Source organism: Methylotuvimicrobium buryatense 5G, from assembly GCF_000341735.1.
Classification (GTDB): Bacteria; Pseudomonadota; Gammaproteobacteria; order Methylococcales; family Methylomonadaceae; genus Methylotuvimicrobium; species Methylotuvimicrobium buryatense.
In genome coordinates this window covers 4,441,138-4,456,734 of record NZ_KB455575.1, presented here as the reverse complement: position 1 = coordinate 4,456,734, position 15,597 = coordinate 4,441,138, and the positions used below count along the sequence as shown (strand labels likewise).

Annotated in this window: 18 protein-coding genes; 2 read left to right on the top strand and 16 right to left on the bottom strand. The window is 49.4% G+C overall.

From position 1 onward, the window contains the following. Positions 1 to 16 precede the first annotated feature (16 nt). The 8 genes from lpxA to ffh form a co-directional block, all read right to left on the bottom strand. Positions 17 to 790 (bottom strand): acyl-ACP--UDP-N-acetylglucosamine O-acyltransferase, encoded by a 774-nt coding sequence (gene lpxA / locus METBU_RS0120005; protein ID WP_017842309.1) that lies wholly within the window; start codon positions 788 to 790, stop codon positions 17 to 19. Between the two features lie 6 nt (positions 791 to 796). Further along, positions 797 to 1,681 (bottom strand): site-specific tyrosine recombinase XerD, encoded by an 885-nt coding sequence (gene xerD, locus METBU_RS0120000; RefSeq protein ID WP_017842308.1) that lies wholly within the window; start codon positions 1,679 to 1,681, stop codon positions 797 to 799. After that, on the bottom strand, positions 1,678 to 2,187 hold the full coding sequence (locus METBU_RS0119995) for a methylated-DNA--[protein]-cysteine S-methyltransferase (RefSeq protein ID WP_014147259.1): 510 nt from the start codon (positions 2,185 to 2,187) through the stop codon (positions 1,678 to 1,680). Before METBU_RS0119995 ends, xerD begins: the two co-directional genes overlap by 4 nt. A gap of 446 nt (positions 2,188 to 2,633) precedes the next feature. Beyond that, positions 2,634 to 2,978 (bottom strand): 50S ribosomal protein L19, encoded by a 345-nt coding sequence (gene rplS / locus METBU_RS0119990; RefSeq protein ID WP_014147258.1) that lies wholly within the window; start codon positions 2,976 to 2,978, stop codon positions 2,634 to 2,636. A 13-nt stretch (positions 2,979 to 2,991) separates the two neighbouring features. Further along, on the bottom strand, positions 2,992 to 3,732 hold the full coding sequence (gene trmD / locus METBU_RS0119985; RefSeq protein ID WP_017842307.1) for a tRNA (guanosine(37)-N1)-methyltransferase TrmD: 741 nt from the start codon (positions 3,730 to 3,732) through the stop codon (positions 2,992 to 2,994). A gap of 10 nt (positions 3,733 to 3,742) precedes the next feature. Then, the gene (gene rimM / locus METBU_RS0119980; RefSeq protein ID WP_017842306.1) at positions 3,743 to 4,249 is read right to left on the bottom strand and encodes a ribosome maturation factor RimM; all 507 of its coding nucleotides are present in this window, start codon (positions 4,247 to 4,249) and stop codon (positions 3,743 to 3,745) included. 3 nt (positions 4,250 to 4,252) lie between these two features. Next, positions 4,253 to 4,504 (bottom strand): 30S ribosomal protein S16, encoded by a 252-nt coding sequence (gene rpsP / locus METBU_RS0119975; protein WP_014147255.1) that lies wholly within the window; start codon positions 4,502 to 4,504, stop codon positions 4,253 to 4,255. 77 nt (positions 4,505 to 4,581) lie between these two features. Continuing rightward, the gene (gene ffh / locus METBU_RS0119970) at positions 4,582 to 5,937 is read right to left on the bottom strand and encodes a signal recognition particle protein (protein ID WP_017842305.1); all 1,356 of its coding nucleotides are present in this window, start codon (positions 5,935 to 5,937) and stop codon (positions 4,582 to 4,584) included. Between the two features lie 132 nt (positions 5,938 to 6,069). Here ffh and METBU_RS0119965 point away from each other — a divergent pair, with 132 nt between their 5' ends. Continuing rightward, complete coding sequence (locus tag METBU_RS0119965) at positions 6,070 to 6,867, top strand: cytochrome C assembly family protein (RefSeq protein ID WP_017842304.1); 798 nt, start codon at positions 6,070 to 6,072, stop codon at positions 6,865 to 6,867. A gap of 32 nt (positions 6,868 to 6,899) precedes the next feature. Here the strand turns inward: METBU_RS0119965 and METBU_RS0119960 are convergent, their stop codons facing one another. The 4 genes from METBU_RS0119960 to METBU_RS0119940 form a co-directional block, all read right to left on the bottom strand. Further along, entirely contained in the window at positions 6,900 to 7,217 is a 318-nt protein-coding gene (locus tag METBU_RS0119960) for a hypothetical protein (RefSeq protein WP_017842303.1), read from the bottom strand. A gap of 3 nt (positions 7,218 to 7,220) precedes the next feature. Next, positions 7,221 to 7,604 (bottom strand): flagellar export chaperone FliS, encoded by a 384-nt coding sequence (gene fliS / locus METBU_RS0119955; RefSeq protein WP_026130345.1) that lies wholly within the window; start codon positions 7,602 to 7,604, stop codon positions 7,221 to 7,223. A 423-nt stretch (positions 7,605 to 8,027) separates the two neighbouring features. Continuing rightward, positions 8,028 to 8,810, bottom strand: coding sequence for a transposase (locus METBU_RS0119945; RefSeq protein ID WP_017842300.1), 783 nt, complete (start codon positions 8,808 to 8,810; stop codon positions 8,028 to 8,030). Next, positions 8,804 to 9,322 carry a transposase gene (locus METBU_RS0119940; RefSeq protein ID WP_186005691.1) on the bottom strand — a complete coding sequence of 173 codons (519 nt, stop codon included), beginning with the start codon at positions 9,320 to 9,322 and terminating at the stop codon, positions 8,804 to 8,806. Before METBU_RS0119940 ends, METBU_RS0119945 begins: the two co-directional genes overlap by 7 nt. 160 nt (positions 9,323 to 9,482) lie before the next feature. Here METBU_RS0119940 and METBU_RS24825 point away from each other — a divergent pair, with 160 nt between their 5' ends. Continuing rightward, positions 9,483 to 10,586 (top strand): ISAzo13 family transposase, encoded by a 1,104-nt coding sequence (locus METBU_RS24825; protein WP_017842298.1) that lies wholly within the window; start codon positions 9,483 to 9,485, stop codon positions 10,584 to 10,586. 27 nt (positions 10,587 to 10,613) lie between these two features. Here the strand turns inward: METBU_RS24825 and METBU_RS28275 are convergent, their stop codons facing one another. From METBU_RS28275 to METBU_RS25510, 4 genes are all read right to left on the bottom strand, one after another. Then, positions 10,614 to 10,787, bottom strand: a complete 174-nt coding sequence (locus METBU_RS28275) for a hypothetical protein (protein ID WP_017839982.1) — start codon at positions 10,785 to 10,787, stop codon at positions 10,614 to 10,616. A 381-nt stretch (positions 10,788 to 11,168) separates the two neighbouring features. After that, positions 11,169 to 12,866, bottom strand: coding sequence for a flagellin N-terminal helical domain-containing protein (locus METBU_RS29155; protein ID WP_017842297.1), 1,698 nt, complete (start codon positions 12,864 to 12,866; stop codon positions 11,169 to 11,171). A gap of 280 nt (positions 12,867 to 13,146) precedes the next feature. Further along, positions 13,147 to 15,156 (bottom strand): flagellar filament capping protein FliD, encoded by a 2,010-nt coding sequence (gene fliD, locus METBU_RS0119920; RefSeq protein ID WP_017842296.1) that lies wholly within the window; start codon positions 15,154 to 15,156, stop codon positions 13,147 to 13,149. Positions 15,157 to 15,178: 22 nt separating this feature from the next. After that, positions 15,179 to 15,559: a flagellar protein FlaG gene (locus METBU_RS25510; protein ID WP_085986421.1), complete on the bottom strand. Its 381-nt coding sequence runs from the start codon at positions 15,557 to 15,559 to the stop codon at positions 15,179 to 15,181. Positions 15,560 to 15,597: the final 38 nt, after the last annotated feature.

Sequence of the window (15,597 nt, the reverse complement as noted above, 5' to 3'; positions counted from 1 at the left end):
CGGGCGACATTTCAGCTCAATCCGACAGATCGACGAAGCCGTGCAAACCGCGTTTCGATTTGACCGCCAACCATTCTTTCAATTCTTTGAGCTCTTCGGTTTCTTCCAAATCGTCGAGGCTCTTTTTACTGCGAAGACGGCGAAACGCCGTTTCGAGTACCTTGTAACGTTCTCCGGTAATCCCGGCGCGCCTGAGACCGATCGTATTCAAACGGTAATGCCTGGCCGGACGTCCGCCGATCAACATGAACGGAATCACATCCATGTTGAGCCCGGTCGTACCTTGTACGATGGCATAAGAGCCCACTCGGCAAAATTGATGCACAACTACGGCACCGCCCATGAATACTTTGCGCCCGATTTCAACATGGCCGCCGATCGCGACATTGTTGGCGAATATCGTGTTATCCCCGATCGAGCAATCGTGCGCGACATGGCTGTTGTTCATGAAATAACAGCCCGAACCGATGCGCGTCGCGCCGTTTTCCTTGGTCGCCCGATGCGCGGTAAAGCCCTCCCTAAATTGATTGCCATTACCGATTTCGAGCCACGTTACGGTTTCGGGATTGAACCCTAAGTCTTGCGGCAGGCCGCCGAGCACGGCATGCGGATGCACTATATTGCCTTCGCCCATCTTGACATAACGTTGCACGACTGCATGCGGGCCGATTTGGCAGTGCGCACCGATGTCGACATCGCTTTCAATGACCGCGAAGGGCCCTATCGTGACGTCTTCGCCTAATTTTACGTTTTCTGCAATGCAGGCTGTCGGATGAATGTTTTGCGCCATCTTGGCTTATCCTCTCGGGTGAAATTTTGCGTGGAGATCTTTCAGTCGTTCGCGCGCGATATGCGTGTAAATTTGCGTCGTCGATAAATCGGAATGGCCCAACAACAATTGCACGACGCGCAAATCTGCGCCATGATTCAGCAAATGCGTCGCAAAGGCATGCCGTAGCGTATGGGGCGACAGCTCCTTGACGATGCCGGCTTCTTTCGCGCGGCGTTTGATAATATGCCAAAACGCCTGCCTTGTCATGCCGTCGCCTCGATTCGTCACGAATAAAAAAGCGCTTTGCCGCTCGCCGAGAATCGCCGGCCGTATCGTTTGCAAATAGCCTTCAAGCCATTCCATCGCCTCTTCGCCGAACGGCACCAAGCGCTCTTTATTGCCTTTTCCGGTAATCTTGACGACGCCTTGCCGAAGGCTTACCTGCTCCAAACGCAAACCGACCAACTCGGAAACCCTAAGTCCCGTCGCATAGAGCATTTCGAACATCGTTCTGTCGCGGTAGCCTAAAGGGTTCGACGTTTCGGGCGCCTTAAGCAAGGCTTCGACATCGTTTTCCGATAATGAAGACGGCAATTTTCTGCCGATATAAGGCATGTCGATCAATGCGGTCGGATCGACGCTGATCCGGTTTTCCCGAAGCTGATAAGCATAAAAACGCCGCAATGTCGACAGTAACCGAGCACTTGAACGGCTACCGATGCCTTGATTATATCTGAAGGCTAGAAATCGAGAAATATCGCCTCCTCCCACTTCCAACAGCGAGATGTTCTTGAGCCACTGCGCGAAAATAGTTAAATCGCTACCATAGGCAGACAAGGTATTGTTGCTAACGCCTTGCTCGGCCCACAACGCATCAAGGAACTGGTCGATCAAATCGCTGGGGTTCATTGATTAAACGAAGCCTCGAAAGCCAATAATTGGAGTTTAACAGCCATCGACTCGCCTTGTGTTTGTCCCGAGTAGCCGCCGGGGCCGGTTACTGAAACAACCCGATGGCACGGCACAATCAACGGATAATCGTTTCTCCGACATGCGCCGCCGACCGCTCTCGGCGCGGAATCTAAGACTTTAGCCAAATCCTTATAAGTCAACGTCGTCCCGAACGGAATCCTGAGTAATGCGTCTTGAACGGTTTGCACGAATGGGCTGCCGCGCCGTAACAGTTTGAGTTCCACGATAGCATTAGGCTCTCGCCAATAATTTTCAACCGGATCGAAGCTTTGTTTATCGTCGTTATCGAGGCTGGAGACCATGACTGGCCCACCGGGTAACCAATCGATGCCGCAAATTACCTCGCCGCACCGCTGTACCGACAGTTTTCCGGCAGGCGTTTGGAGTATTCGAATATTTTTGGCACCCTGGCACTCGCTGACCCAGTGAACGATGAAAGGCATATCGCGCTCCCATTCTTAAAAAGAATTGTCGTATCGATTAACTGTCTGTAAAAAGTGATTGAACCACGAAATACTCGAAAGTCACGAAAATTTTCAACAGTTTATAGTTACCATGGTACGCACAGCGTACCCTACAATTTATGAATAACGATGAGCGGTCCTCCGTGGGAACCCATACCTTAGCTCACTGCCATTAAGTTAAGGATTTTTCCGTTCGCCCTGAGCCTGTCGAAGGGTGAATGGAAAAATCCTGGGTCGATAAGTTAAGCCGTCCATGGTTCGACAGGCTCACCACGAACGGCTTAACTTAATGGCAGTGATACCTTAGCTGCCTAGGCAAGATCGGTATGCTGGCGCGTGGAAACAAGGAAATCCAGGTTTTTCCGGCAATAAAAAAGGCAGCCTTGGCTGCCTTTTTTATTGCCGGAACGAAGCAAAATCTCGACTTAAATTTTTTCTTTAATACGAGCGGCTTTACCGGTCAAGTTCCGCAGATAATAAAGCTTGGCTCGACGTACATCACCGCGGCGTTTAACTTTGATATCGCTGATAATAGGGCTGTGCGTTTGAAAAACCCGCTCGACGCCTTCGCCGTGAGAAATTTTTCTAACAGTAAACGCAGAGTTCAGTCCACGATTGCGTTTTGCAATCACGATGCCCTCAAAAGCCTGAATTCTTTCGCGATCGCCTTCCTTTACCTTAACATTGACGACTACAGTATCGCCCGCGCCAAATTCAGGAATATCATTTCTTAATTGTTCTTTTTCCAATACATCAATAATATTGCTCATCACCACACCTTAATTAAACCAATTCCACAATAAACTCTTGCAGCAGTTCGTATTCCACATCACTCAACTGCTTGTTTTTTAATAATTCAGGACGTCTCTGCCAAGTTCGCCCCAACGCTTGCTTCAGCCGCCAGCGCTCGATATCCGCATGATTACCGCTAAGCAGAACTTCCGGGACGACTCGGCCTTCGATATTTTCCGGCCGTGTAAAATGCGGATAATCCAGTAAGCCATCCATATGCGAATCTTGAAGGGCCGAGTTTTCATCACCAAGCACGCCAGGCAATAAACGTGAGACTCCATCGACAACGATCAATGCAGCTAACTCGCCGCCGCTGATAACATAATCGCCCAGGGACCATTCTTCATCGCAAACCGTTTCGATAAAACGCTCGTCGATACCTTCGTAACGCCCGGCAACTAATATTAATTGCTCACAATGGACCGATTCATTCAACAAGCTTTGCGTAATGGGTCTGCCTTGCGGGCTTAAATAAACGACTTTTGCACGGTCGCCAAAGCCATTCTCTTTCGCTTCGCTAACCGCGTCAAAAAGCGGTTGATACTTCATGACCATGCCGGGGCCGCCGCCATAAGGTCGATCATCGACTGTCCGATGCTTGTCGTGAGTATAATCCCGAGGATTCCAAGTCTCCAAACGGACCACACCGTTGTCTATCGCCTTACCGGTAACGCCGTATCTCGACGCGGCCTTAACCATCTCGGGAAACAGCGTAATTACATCGAAACGCATCGACCGTCGACTAAAAGTCAGGATCCCAATCGACCGTCAAGCATTTGCCGTCCAAATCGACCTCCAGGACTGTCTGCCCCATTAAAAACGGAATCAAACGTTCCCGATCTCCTCTCACCACCAAAACATCATTGGCGCCGGTTTCAAACAAGTGATCGATCACCCCCAATTCTACACCCGATTTCGTGATGACATTGAGACCGACAAGGTCAGCCCAATAGTATTCATCTTGTGCAAGTGTAGGCAACTGATCGCGTTCGATATAAATTTCCCAACCAATCAAACTTTCCGCAACATCTCGATCGTCGACAGCTTCAAGATGGGCGACTACATTTTTACCTTGTCGCTGCCCCTCTTTAACTTTAAGAGACTTGATCTCCCCGTTTTTTCTTAGCTGCCACGCCGAATAGGACAAAACATTTTCCCGCGGTTCGGTGTAAGAAAAAATTTTGACCCAGCCTTTTAAGCCAAAAACGCCGGAAATTTCTCCGACAAGGATATACTGTCGATCGGTCAAATTTTAAGCTACTGCTTTTTTAGCGGTTTTAATCAAACTGGCAACACGATCCGATGGCTGCGCGCCTTGACCTTGCCAATAAGCTACACGCTCAATATCTAGTTGTAGCTTTTGCTCATTACCACGCGCTAATGGGTTAAAAAAACCGACGCGTTCGATATAGCGCCCGTCACGACCACATCTGCTATCAGCGACAACGACTTGATAAAAAGGGCGATTTTTCGCGCCGCCTCTGGAAAGACGAATGGTTACCATCTAAAATCCTCAAAAAACATTAATCAAAAATTTAATCGACCTATTTTACGCATTTTTTTGCATAAGTGAAGGATAATTTACATTCTCATGCCGCGCATGTTGCTTTGCATACCGCGCATCATATTCGCCATGTTGCCTTTTTTGAATCGCTTCATCATTTTTTCCATCATTTTGTGTTGCTTCAAAATACGGTTGACGTCTTGCAATTCTTGGCCGCAACCGGCTGCGATACGTTTTTTACGATTGCCTTTAATCAAGTCCGGATACCGACGCTCCTGCATCGTCATTGAATTAATGACGGCAATTTGACGCGCCAACTCTTTATCGTTGACTTTATCCTTCATTTCCTTCGGCACTTGATTCATACCGGGCAGTTTTTCCATCAACGAACCGACACCGCCCATGCTTTGCATTTGCAGCAATTGCTCGCGTAAATCCTCTAAATCGAAAGTTTTGCCTTTCTGGATTTTTTTCGCCAGCTTCTCGGCTTTTTGCTTGTCGATTTTTTGTTCAATCTCCTCGATCAAACCAAGCACATCGCCCATACCCAGAATACGTGACGCGACACGATCGGGATAAAACGGCTCCAGTGCATCGGTTTTTTCGCCGACACCGATGAATTTGATCGGCTTACCGGTAATATGGCGAATCGACAACGCCGCACCGCCGCGCGCATCGCCGTCGGCCTTGGTCAAAATAACCCCGGTCAGGGGCAAGGCGTCATGGAACGCTTTTGCCGTATTGGCTGCATCCTGGCCGGTCATACTGTCGACGACGAACAAGGTTTCGATTGGATTGATCGCGGCGTGCAACGCTTTGATTTCACCCATCATTTCATCATCGATATGCAGTCGACCCGCGGTATCGACGATCAATACATCGAGAAATTTCTTTTTCGCCGCATCCAAAGCATTATTGACGATATCGATCGGCTTTTGCGAAGCGTCGCTGGCAAAAAAGTCCAACGACAAATCGTCCGCCAGCGTTTGCAACTGCTTAATCGCAGCCGGGCGATAAATATCGGCACTAACCACGCCGACTTTTTTCTTATGCTTTTCCTTCAGAAAACGGCCTAATTTTGCCGCCGTGGTCGTCTTACCGGCGCCTTGCAGGCCAGCCATTAAAATAACAGCGGGAGGATTGGCTTTAAGATTAAGCCCTTCATTCTCCTCGCCCATAACCTTGATCAGCTCCGACTGAACCAGCTTGATCATCGCTTGTCCCGGCGTCAAACTGGTTTGCACTTGCTGTCCGAGTGCCCCCTCCCTAACGCGCTCAATGAACTCGGTTACCACAGGTAACGCGACATCGGCTTCAAGCAACGCCATGCGGACTTCGCGCAACGTGTCTTTGATATTGGTTTCAGTCAGACGACCCTGACCTTTAATCGTTTTAAGCGTACTGCTTAGGCGGTCGGTTAAATTATCAAACATATCGGCATCTTTTATTTATGATTCAAACGGATGTTCGCTAACGCAAATCGGTTAGAACTATTCAGTTGGATAGTTTAACATAACCCTTTAAGATCACCTTTCGATTATTCCTTATCTCTCGCCAACGCGACCATGAACATAACAGCCATAGGTATCTTTTCCATTTTGGGTTATTTAGCCGCAACCGGCTTTTTGATTCGAGAAACCGTTACCGAGAATACACAAAAACCTTCGATTTACTTAGGTTGGCTCGGCGCATCCGCCCATGGAGTCTACACCTTAGTCATCATCGAACGACAAAGCGGACTGAATTTCGGCTTTTTTGATACGGCGTCGCTGGTATCCATGCTGGTCGCCTTGTTAATTCTTTTCGCCACCTTCGATAAACCGGTGGAAAAACTAGGCATTGCGGTATTTCCGACGGCCGCGATACTGCTCGGCTTGGATATGCTCTTCCCCTTTCAAGCCCAGACAAGCTTGCGCTACGACTGGCCGATGAGCATACACATCCTAACCTCGATTTCGGCCTTTAGCCTATTGAATGTCGCGGCTTTACAAGCCATGCTTTTGGCCATTCAAGACCGGCAACTTCGTAGCCACCAGCCTAAACGCGTCATTCGATCCCTGCCGCCTCTACAGGCAATGGAATCGTTATTGTTTCAAATGATCGGAGCCGGCCTTTTTTTCCTAACCATTTCGCTGGTCAGCGGAGCCTTGTTTATCGACGATTTATTTGCTCAACATTTAGTACATAAAACCGTACTATCGATCGTCGCCTGGATCATATTTTCCGGCTTATTGTTGGGCAGAATCCGATACGGATGGCGCGGACAAATTGCTATCCGCTGGACATTAACCGGCTTTGTACTGCTGCTGCTGGCTTATTTCGGCAGTAAGTTGGTGTTGGAGATTATTTTGCAGAGGCGTTGAGATAACACCGATCCACCGTATTGCGGCATTAGCTACTCCATATTCTGCAGATAGGCCTTGTTGACCGACTCAACTTTTCTAAAACGGCACAACTGCTCTGCCACCGCCGCCTTCTCGGTCTCCGCCAGATCAATGACTTGATTCATCAGCGCTTGAAGCTTGTTGAGCAGCTCCATATTCTCATTAAGAACGCCACCAGGCTCTGCAATAAGCGCTCTGACTTGCCGCCCTTGAACGAGCTGCAACTCATTGACCGCATCCCACTCTCCCCGCAAAGCATGCGCAACAATATTCTCGGTCAGCGTGACGACCTGGGCCAGCTCGTGTTTATTTGTGCGGTTGGCGCTCATTTCCTAGGCACCTACAGCATCCCAGGCGACCTTGATCTCTTTCAGCAATCCGCTGACTTCATCCAAAATAGCCACGTCGTTTTTCAGGTTTGCCTCAAGCAGGCGCCTTTCCATATACTCGTATAGATTATCCAAATTCTGAGCGATCTCACCTTGCTTCAAATCCAGACTCGAGCGCAACCCCCCAATGATCGCAATCGCCCGACTAATGTTTTCGCCTTTTTCGGCAATCTGGTTGCGCATCAACGCCCCTTTTGCAATTGCAATGCGCTGCAAGCCTCCCTCGTAAAGCATTTGAATCAGCCTATGCGGACTCGCCTCCTCGATTTCGGCAACCATTCCTGACTTGTAACTGTTTACTGCGTACTGCCTGACACCTGAATTCATTTCCGCACCTTTTATATTTCGCTTGAAGTTGCTTTATGTATCGGCATGATTTTATTTTTTTTAAATCCAAAAAACAAAAAAGCCGGAGATTTTCGGCTTTTTTGTCATGCTTTTTGTCTCCCAGGAACACCCCGCCACCGCTAGACATAAATCAAGGATAAGCGGCGTGCATTTTTATTTAAACCCTCAAACTGAAAAAGGAATGCGTCGCCTGCCGATACTTGCCATCCCGGCCAATGTGACTTCGATGCCGTTTATTGTTACCTACCACTTACGCCTCCGAAATCGCGATCAAGGGATCGATCCCACAAAAGAATCCAAGCCCCGTGTGAACGCCGCGTACTTTGGGGGCCAGTGTAGCCAATTCAGCCTTGACCACGACCGGAACGTTTAGGACGGGGTTACAAACCCATACGCATCAAGCTAAGCGTAGCTCCCCGCAGCTAAACCGTTATCGAGTTCCTCCGACGAGTCTGAGAAGCTGTCCAAGTATCCTACTTGTTGTGTAATCAATTGCCGAGTCGTGCGCCGCTTTCGCTTGGCTTTAAGCAGCCTTCGCAGGTTACCTAACAGCTTACGCATCAGCGTGTCGAACTGCCGCGCGACAAAGGCTTTCAAAAACCGATCCTGTCGCAACAACCATTGGATAGCTTTGTCAAAAGACAGTTCGCGACCTTCGTTTTCCGCCTGCCGTGCAGCCAGCGCGAGCAACCGTTGCACGGTCAGAATGACGATCAGACACCCATAGAGAAGACATCGGATACGTTCCAGACGCGTGCCTTTCAAGAGGTCGATGCAGAACAACGATTTCCAGTGTTTAAACGTCAATTCGACTTGCCAACGCAAGCGGTACAGGGTACCTAACGCTTCTTTCGGCCAAACATCGGCGGGGACGTTGGTCATGAAGAAGCTATACTTGAGAAATTTCAAGTAGGACAAGCGCGCCCGGCGCCCTTTGCGTTTGGCCGTTTTAATCGCCGCTTTTTGTCGCTTCCGGTAGACCTCTTGCGGCAGCCGATAAACCACTAAGCGGATGGGCAGACGGTGTTTCTCACCGACAAACAGCGAAAACTCCATCGTTTGCTGACCACCGCCGAAACGATTGATGTACTGGATCAGATTAATCGGTGACGCGGCTTCATCGGCGCTCTTATAGAGATTGACGGTATAGCTGAGTCGGCTTAAGAAATACGCACCGATCAGCATGATTTGAGCAAAGGCGCCAAACTGAAATAGCCCAAATCTCGAATGATCAAATCTCCCTTACGCACTCGCGCGAGCACGTCTGTGGCAAAACCCTGATCGCTGTCGGTGCCCTGACGTATCGCGATATGTTCGGCCCGTTCGTTTTTGACGTCATAGCTGAAGTCGATTTTAACGCTGGCCGTGCTGGCGTTACCGCCACTCCCTTTGAACGCTTCGGTCAAGGCTTCGTTCACTTCGATTTGGCTACTGTCTTGCAGTAAAACCCGAGGAAACGGAGCTAGCCATGCGGCTTCTTGTGCCGTCAAAGGCGGACCGACCGTCTCGCGCAAAGTCTTGGTCAGCGCCGCTTCCATAAACTGTACCGCACCATCGCTGTTCATTCGCCCGCACAAGGCTTGCGGTGTCAGATCCACGCCGCTTCGTTCCTCCAGGCTATCGCACAAACCTTCATAACTAATCGTCGGCTCGCTAAGGAATGAGCACGAAATAACTTGAGCAAGTAGTCGTTGCAATGCGGTAAAGTTAACGAACCTAAAACATTACCCCAAAACTTATAGTGAAGCCTGCTTACCCAATAGAAATTGAAAAAACAAATGCAAGAAGTGTTCGACCGTCTATCCGAAAAGAGTAAAGCGTTTGTATGCGGGGGGGTTGAAGCATTAAAATTTCCTTATGGCGGGCATCAGCTATATTGCTCAGCTGTTTTCCTGTTCTCGCAATACCATCCGACGAGGGATAAATGAACTGAAAGAGAAGGCAATTATCCCCAAAAAACGAGATAGAAAAGCGGGCGGAGGTCGAAAACAAACTATTAAAAAACACACGGATATTAATGACGCGTTTCTGTCTATTTTAAAAGAGCATACGGCAGGCGACCCGATGGATGAAACGAAAAAATGGACTAATTTGACGTGTGCCAAAATGGGCTGTCTATTGGCTGAAAAGGGTTTCAAAGTCAGTCGCAATATTGTCAGAAAATTATTAAAAAAGAATGATTATGTGAAGCGTAAGGCCTTGAAAAAGAAAGCGGCTGGCGGGCATGTAAATCGTAATGCGCAATTTGAGAATATCAGTCAATTGAGAGCTTTATATACGGCGGCGGGAAATCCTGTCATCAGCGTGGATACCAAGAAAAAGGAGCTGATTGGTAATCTGTTTCGCGATGGCAAGATCTATACCACTCAAACAGTTGAAGTTTATGATCATGACTTTCCGTCATTAGCCGAAGGCGTTGCCGTACCTCATACGCTTTATGATACTGAGCGCAACGAAGCCTACGTCAACATTGGGACAAGCCGTGACACCAGCGAGTTTTCCTGTGATTCGATTCGTCACTGGTGGTACACCTATGGCAACCTCTACTATCCGCTGGCAACATCCATTTTATTGCTGATGGATGGCGGTGGCAGTAACTCATCCAGACACTATATTTTCAAACAGGATTTGCAGGCATTAGTGGCAGAAATAGGCATTGAAATACGGATAGCGCATTATCCTCCGTACACCTCTAAATGGAATCCCATTGAACACCGGGTATTTCCTCATATTACTCGTGAATTATCCGGCATGATTTTAATCAGCCATGTCTTTATGAAAGAGTTAATTGAAAAGACAACAACAAAAGCGGGATTAAAAGTCTTTGCCTGTATTTTTAACAAGGTTTATGAAACGGGCAGAAAAGTTGTGGAGGGCTTTAAAGAATCCATGCGAATTGTATTTGATAAGCATCTGAGGCAATGGAATTATGTCGCCATACCTGAAGCGGTAAATTTATAAGTTGCTCAAGTTATTTCGTGCTCGTTCCTAAGCGTATCGACCGTCAGCAGATTTAAAAAAATCGCTGCCGGTCAAGCGACTCGTGCTGCGTTGAATAAATCCGCTAGACTTGGCCAAGGTTTCACAGGTTTCTTCGTCGAACCAAGTGGCTAAATACTGGTCAATTTGATGTGTGAGCGTTTCAATCGGGGCGGCTTCCATTTCTGGTTATCCATTGAGTAATGTGGACCGCAAACTATACATCCCAAAGCGGATTTGTGAAACCGCGTAGTACGCAGGGTAAACGCATTAAAACTACATATAAAATCAAATGGTTATAATGCGTAGTATTTTCAGTAATTTCATAGCGGCAGCCTTTATTGCCACAAAATAAAAAACTAACAAATAAAATATTCTGCAAGCTTAGGTTGAATAGTCATAACATATTGATATGACATTTATTTTAATGCGTTTGCCCTGGCGTAGTACGCTCTCGACCACCAAATCGAGGATGGCGATTTTTAGCTTGATGCGTATGGGTTACAAACCCCGTCCTGCCAAGGGTTACCAACCAGAGATGATCAGGCATTTCCCGCCAAATTATCATCCTTGTAACAGGGACAGCACATTTTGCGCTTGCGCGTTTGCTTGGCTCAATATCGCCGTACCGGCTTGTTGCAAGATTTGATTGCGTGTCATCGCGGTGGTCTCGGCCGCGAAGTCGGCATCGCGAATTCGAGAATTGGCGGCGGACAGGTTCTCTGCAACATTATCCAAATTGCGGATCGTCATCTCGAAGCGGTTCTGCACTGCGCCAAGTACTGCCCTGAGCCCATCGACTTGCTCTAAGGCACTGTCGACTGATCTCATTAGCGTATTGGCTCCTTGCACCGTCGTTACATCGGCACTTTGTATCGTGCCGGTAGCTTGGACATTGTCTTGCATGCCCTCCCCAATGGCAAAATCATCGCCCGCCACTAAATTCTTATCAAACCCCTTATCGGCCGTCATCGTGATCGTTTGCTGCGCGGAGATTGTCACATTACCCGCAATTCTCAATGAAACGGCACCACCGGCTCCAGCTGCAAAATTAGCTTCCGCATTATCATGAACCGCAGCACCTCCGCCGGCAAACAGCAGATTCGACGCTTCGCCACTCTTGGTTTCTATCACGATATCGCGGCCATCTTCGGCGTAGAACTCCAACGCGCCGTCTTTATTGATGCTTGCGGTCACGCCGGTCAAATTGCTTTTCGAGTTGATTTGGTTGACCAACGAACCGTCCGCGTCATTTTTTTGGAAGACCGCCGGCCCCATGTCGACACCGTTGACTACCAGACCATCATAGGTAATCGAGCCCGCCCCGACATTACTAAACGGCGCGGTGATTTGCCCATCGGAATTAATATCGCCGGATGCCGCGCTCAAAACGCTGAAGCGTGTTTCGGCGGCCGCATAAACGCCTTCCAGCACGACCTTGCCGTCTGTCCCTGTATAGTTTCCTTCCCTGATGCTGTTGATTCGATCCGCGATATCTTTAGCGATACCGGCGCCATAATTCAAACCGGTCGTATCGGTAATGTCGCCCGATGACCTCAAGGCAATATGACCGCCATAACGCGCATCGGCGATATCGACTTCGTTGTACCCGGCCACCTCGATTTTGAAATCGCCAAAAGCGATAAAACTAGTATCTTCGGCGACCGCATCTGCCGTTTTGGCAATTCCGACATAGCCGCCAGCTCCTAAATCGATTCGATGACCGACCGTTTGCACGGCGCCCGGTTGTTGACCCAGCGCGCTGGCGCGCATATCGCCCATTTTGACCGCCAACATCTGTCCGGGACCCGCGCCGATTTGAAAACTGAACTCGCTATCTTCACCGCTCAACAATTTCTTGCTGTTGAATTCGGTCGTATTGCCGATACGATTGATTTCGTCGACCAATTGACGGACTTCCAATTGCAGAGCCTGCCGATCGGACACAGAGTTGGTATCATTGGCGGCCTGTACCGCCAGAGTGCGCATCCGTTGCAGCGCATTGGTTACTTCCTCGAGCGCACCCTCGCCGGTTTGCGCCAGCGATATACCGTCATTGGCGTTACGCGAGGCCTGATTGAGTCCATTGATCTGCGATTGGAAGCGGTTGGAAATCGCAAGCCCCGCCGCGTCGTCTTTCGCACTGTTGATGCGCAAACCCGAAGATAAGCGTTGCATGTTGGTCTGCAATGCGGATTGCGATTTGTTCAAATTACGTTGCGCGGTAAGCGCCGATATATTGGTATTGATAATTTGTGCCATTTCTTGACCCCTGTATTTACGCGGCGCCAAAAAGAGCCGCCTTGTTAATTAGCGCTGATCGCCGCAACCGGCTATCGCTTTCATAAGTCACAAGGCACGTTCCATACCAAATATTTTTTTGTAGCAATATCAGTCTTTTGCACATCCATCACCGCGCGATTATCAAAATCATGACGCGAAGCCAGAAAAAAATGCCAACTCCGTCAAAATTTCGTCGACACAAAAAAGCCGCATCGAGATTCTCTCGATGCGGCTTGCATTAATCTTCGTTCGTAATTACTTATTTACTGTTGGCGCTCGGTAAATTTTGCAGCTGTGCGCTCAAGAAATCGCTGGTCGCGCGCATTTGCCCAACCATCAAATCCATCGCCATGAACTGAGCCCTGAGTCGTGTTTCCAGGCTCTCCATTCGTTCGTTCAATCGTGTTCTTCTACCTTCTATTTCCTTAATTTCCCGATTGAAATCGTTAGTACGCTGCGTCAGCACGCCATCGCTCGACAAAAAACTGCCGACCAAGGTATTCAGCTCTTGTGCAAAACCCTTAGTAAAACTCACCGTGCCTCGCTCCCCCAAAACTCCACCGATCACGTCAATCTGCAAACCTGCAGCATCACCGGCTCCGGTCAAGCGCGTTCCATTGCCCGTTGCACTAACACCGCCAATTGTGCCGGCGACATCCTGTCCCGCCAAACCGGTCGCATTGAACAAGCCTAAAGATGAGCTACCAGCGTTGATGTTGCCGATGGCTATCGTCGAATCGCTGCCGTAGCGCGCGGATTTAATCGATAATTTTCCATCCTCGAAAGAGACTTGCACCGAACGATTAGCGTTCAACAACGCCGAATCCTTGTTGATCTGACTCTGCAGTTCGCGCGCCAACTCATTACCGGTCAAACCCGTTTTTTCACCCAGCGTGATCGTCCCCGATTGGGCACCATCGACAGTGATCCGGAAGGCGCTGCCCTCGGCGATATCGAATGGCTCGCTGCCGATATCGCCGCCGGTATAAGCCCCTTGACTGGCTAATTGCGTAATATTGACAGCATAACTACCCACCTTGGTTTCACTGGATGACGCGAAGTAACTGATGTTATTGCCCGATGCGCGACCGACCGTCGTAAACAACGCCGCAAAATCATCGATATTGGCATCCAAAGCCCGATTCATGCGCGTATTATCCAAACTCAACGTGCCGTCCCGTGCGGTCGTAATACCGATATCGGCCAGTGCTCGCAAAGGCCCGGATAAGCCGGTCACGACATTGCCCATGATTCGCTGCATTTGATTATTGATGCTGCGGATCGCGGAATCGCCGGTCAATAAAGACGCCTTTTTTTCTTCCGCGTCATAGACGCTGGACTTGTTCAGCACACCCCGAAGCTCGTTATAACTGGTAACGAAATTTTCCACCGCCTCCTTGATGCTGTCCTTATTCGCTTGGATCGACAATGTGGTCGGCGCACCCTCGGCCATTTCCTTCAAATCCAGCGTTACGCCGCTAATGACGCCACTGATCGAGTTAGTCGAACGCGAAACCTCGATACCGTCCACCATCAGCTGTGCATCCCTTGCTTCAAGCGTTTGCTGCATGTTTTTGCCGGAACCCGCCTCGGCGGTCGGATCGAACGCCAGCTGACCAAGACCGCTGTCATCGAGCAACGGATTGCCCTCGGCGTCGGCCACATCGATTTTCATGCTACTCGCCGCCCCGCTATCGGAACCCAACACCAAACGGAAACCGTTACCGTCGTTCAAAATCGACGCGGTAACGCCAATACCGGCCCCATTAATCGAATCGCGAATGTCGGCCAAACTGCTACCCGCCGCGATGTCTATCGCCCGCGCCGGTTTTTTGTCGTTTTCTGTAAATACGTTGGTGTCGCCGTCATAAGTGCCGAAACTGATGGTCAATTTACCGCCGCCAATCACAGACGAAGTATCGGCAAGACTCTTTGTCGCCAGTTTCTGCCCTTGCGCCAACTGCTTGACCTCGACAGAATAGCTGCCGGCCACCGCAGCGCTGCTGACCGTCGTTGAAAACAAGCGATCATTGCCGACGCTCGCGGTCTTGCTCTGAAACGCCGTCAACGAGTTGAGTCCGCGCAGCGCGCTTTGAAAGTCCGAAACCGAACTCTTGACGATCCCCAAAGTCGACAGCCTGGCCTGGACCAGCGCCTCCTGACTCGCAAAGCGCGTCTCCGCGGGCTTGCGCTCGGCTGAGAGCAACTGTGTCACGATGTTGTTGATGTCTAAATTGGACCCGACACCGGGGGCTTGAATGCCTGCCATGACAGCTCTCCATTAAACCTCGTTAGACCCTTCCCTGAACCAACATACCGGTAATATCGTCCTGATCGAGTTGCTCAGCCATCTGCCGTGAAATTCTCAGAAGCTCCTCAGCCGGGATTTGTTTGATCTGGTCGCCGGATTTCGCATCGATGATCTTGATGACCGTCCGACCGCTATCTTCGTCCACATTGAACTGAATACTGCGCCTTTCGTTTTGCAGAGCGGTGTTGATTTGCGTGACCATGTCGTCCAAATCCCGCTGATCGAGTTGGCTTTTTTCATCCTTTTCGGTATGCACATTGCTCAACACACCGGATGCCGGCGCGTTTTTTGAAACCGTATCGACAGAACTGGCGATGACCGGATTACCGGTCGCCTTGTCTATCAAAGGGTTTTTTTTCATATCCGGCACTGGTTGCAACGAACCTATTGAGGGATATA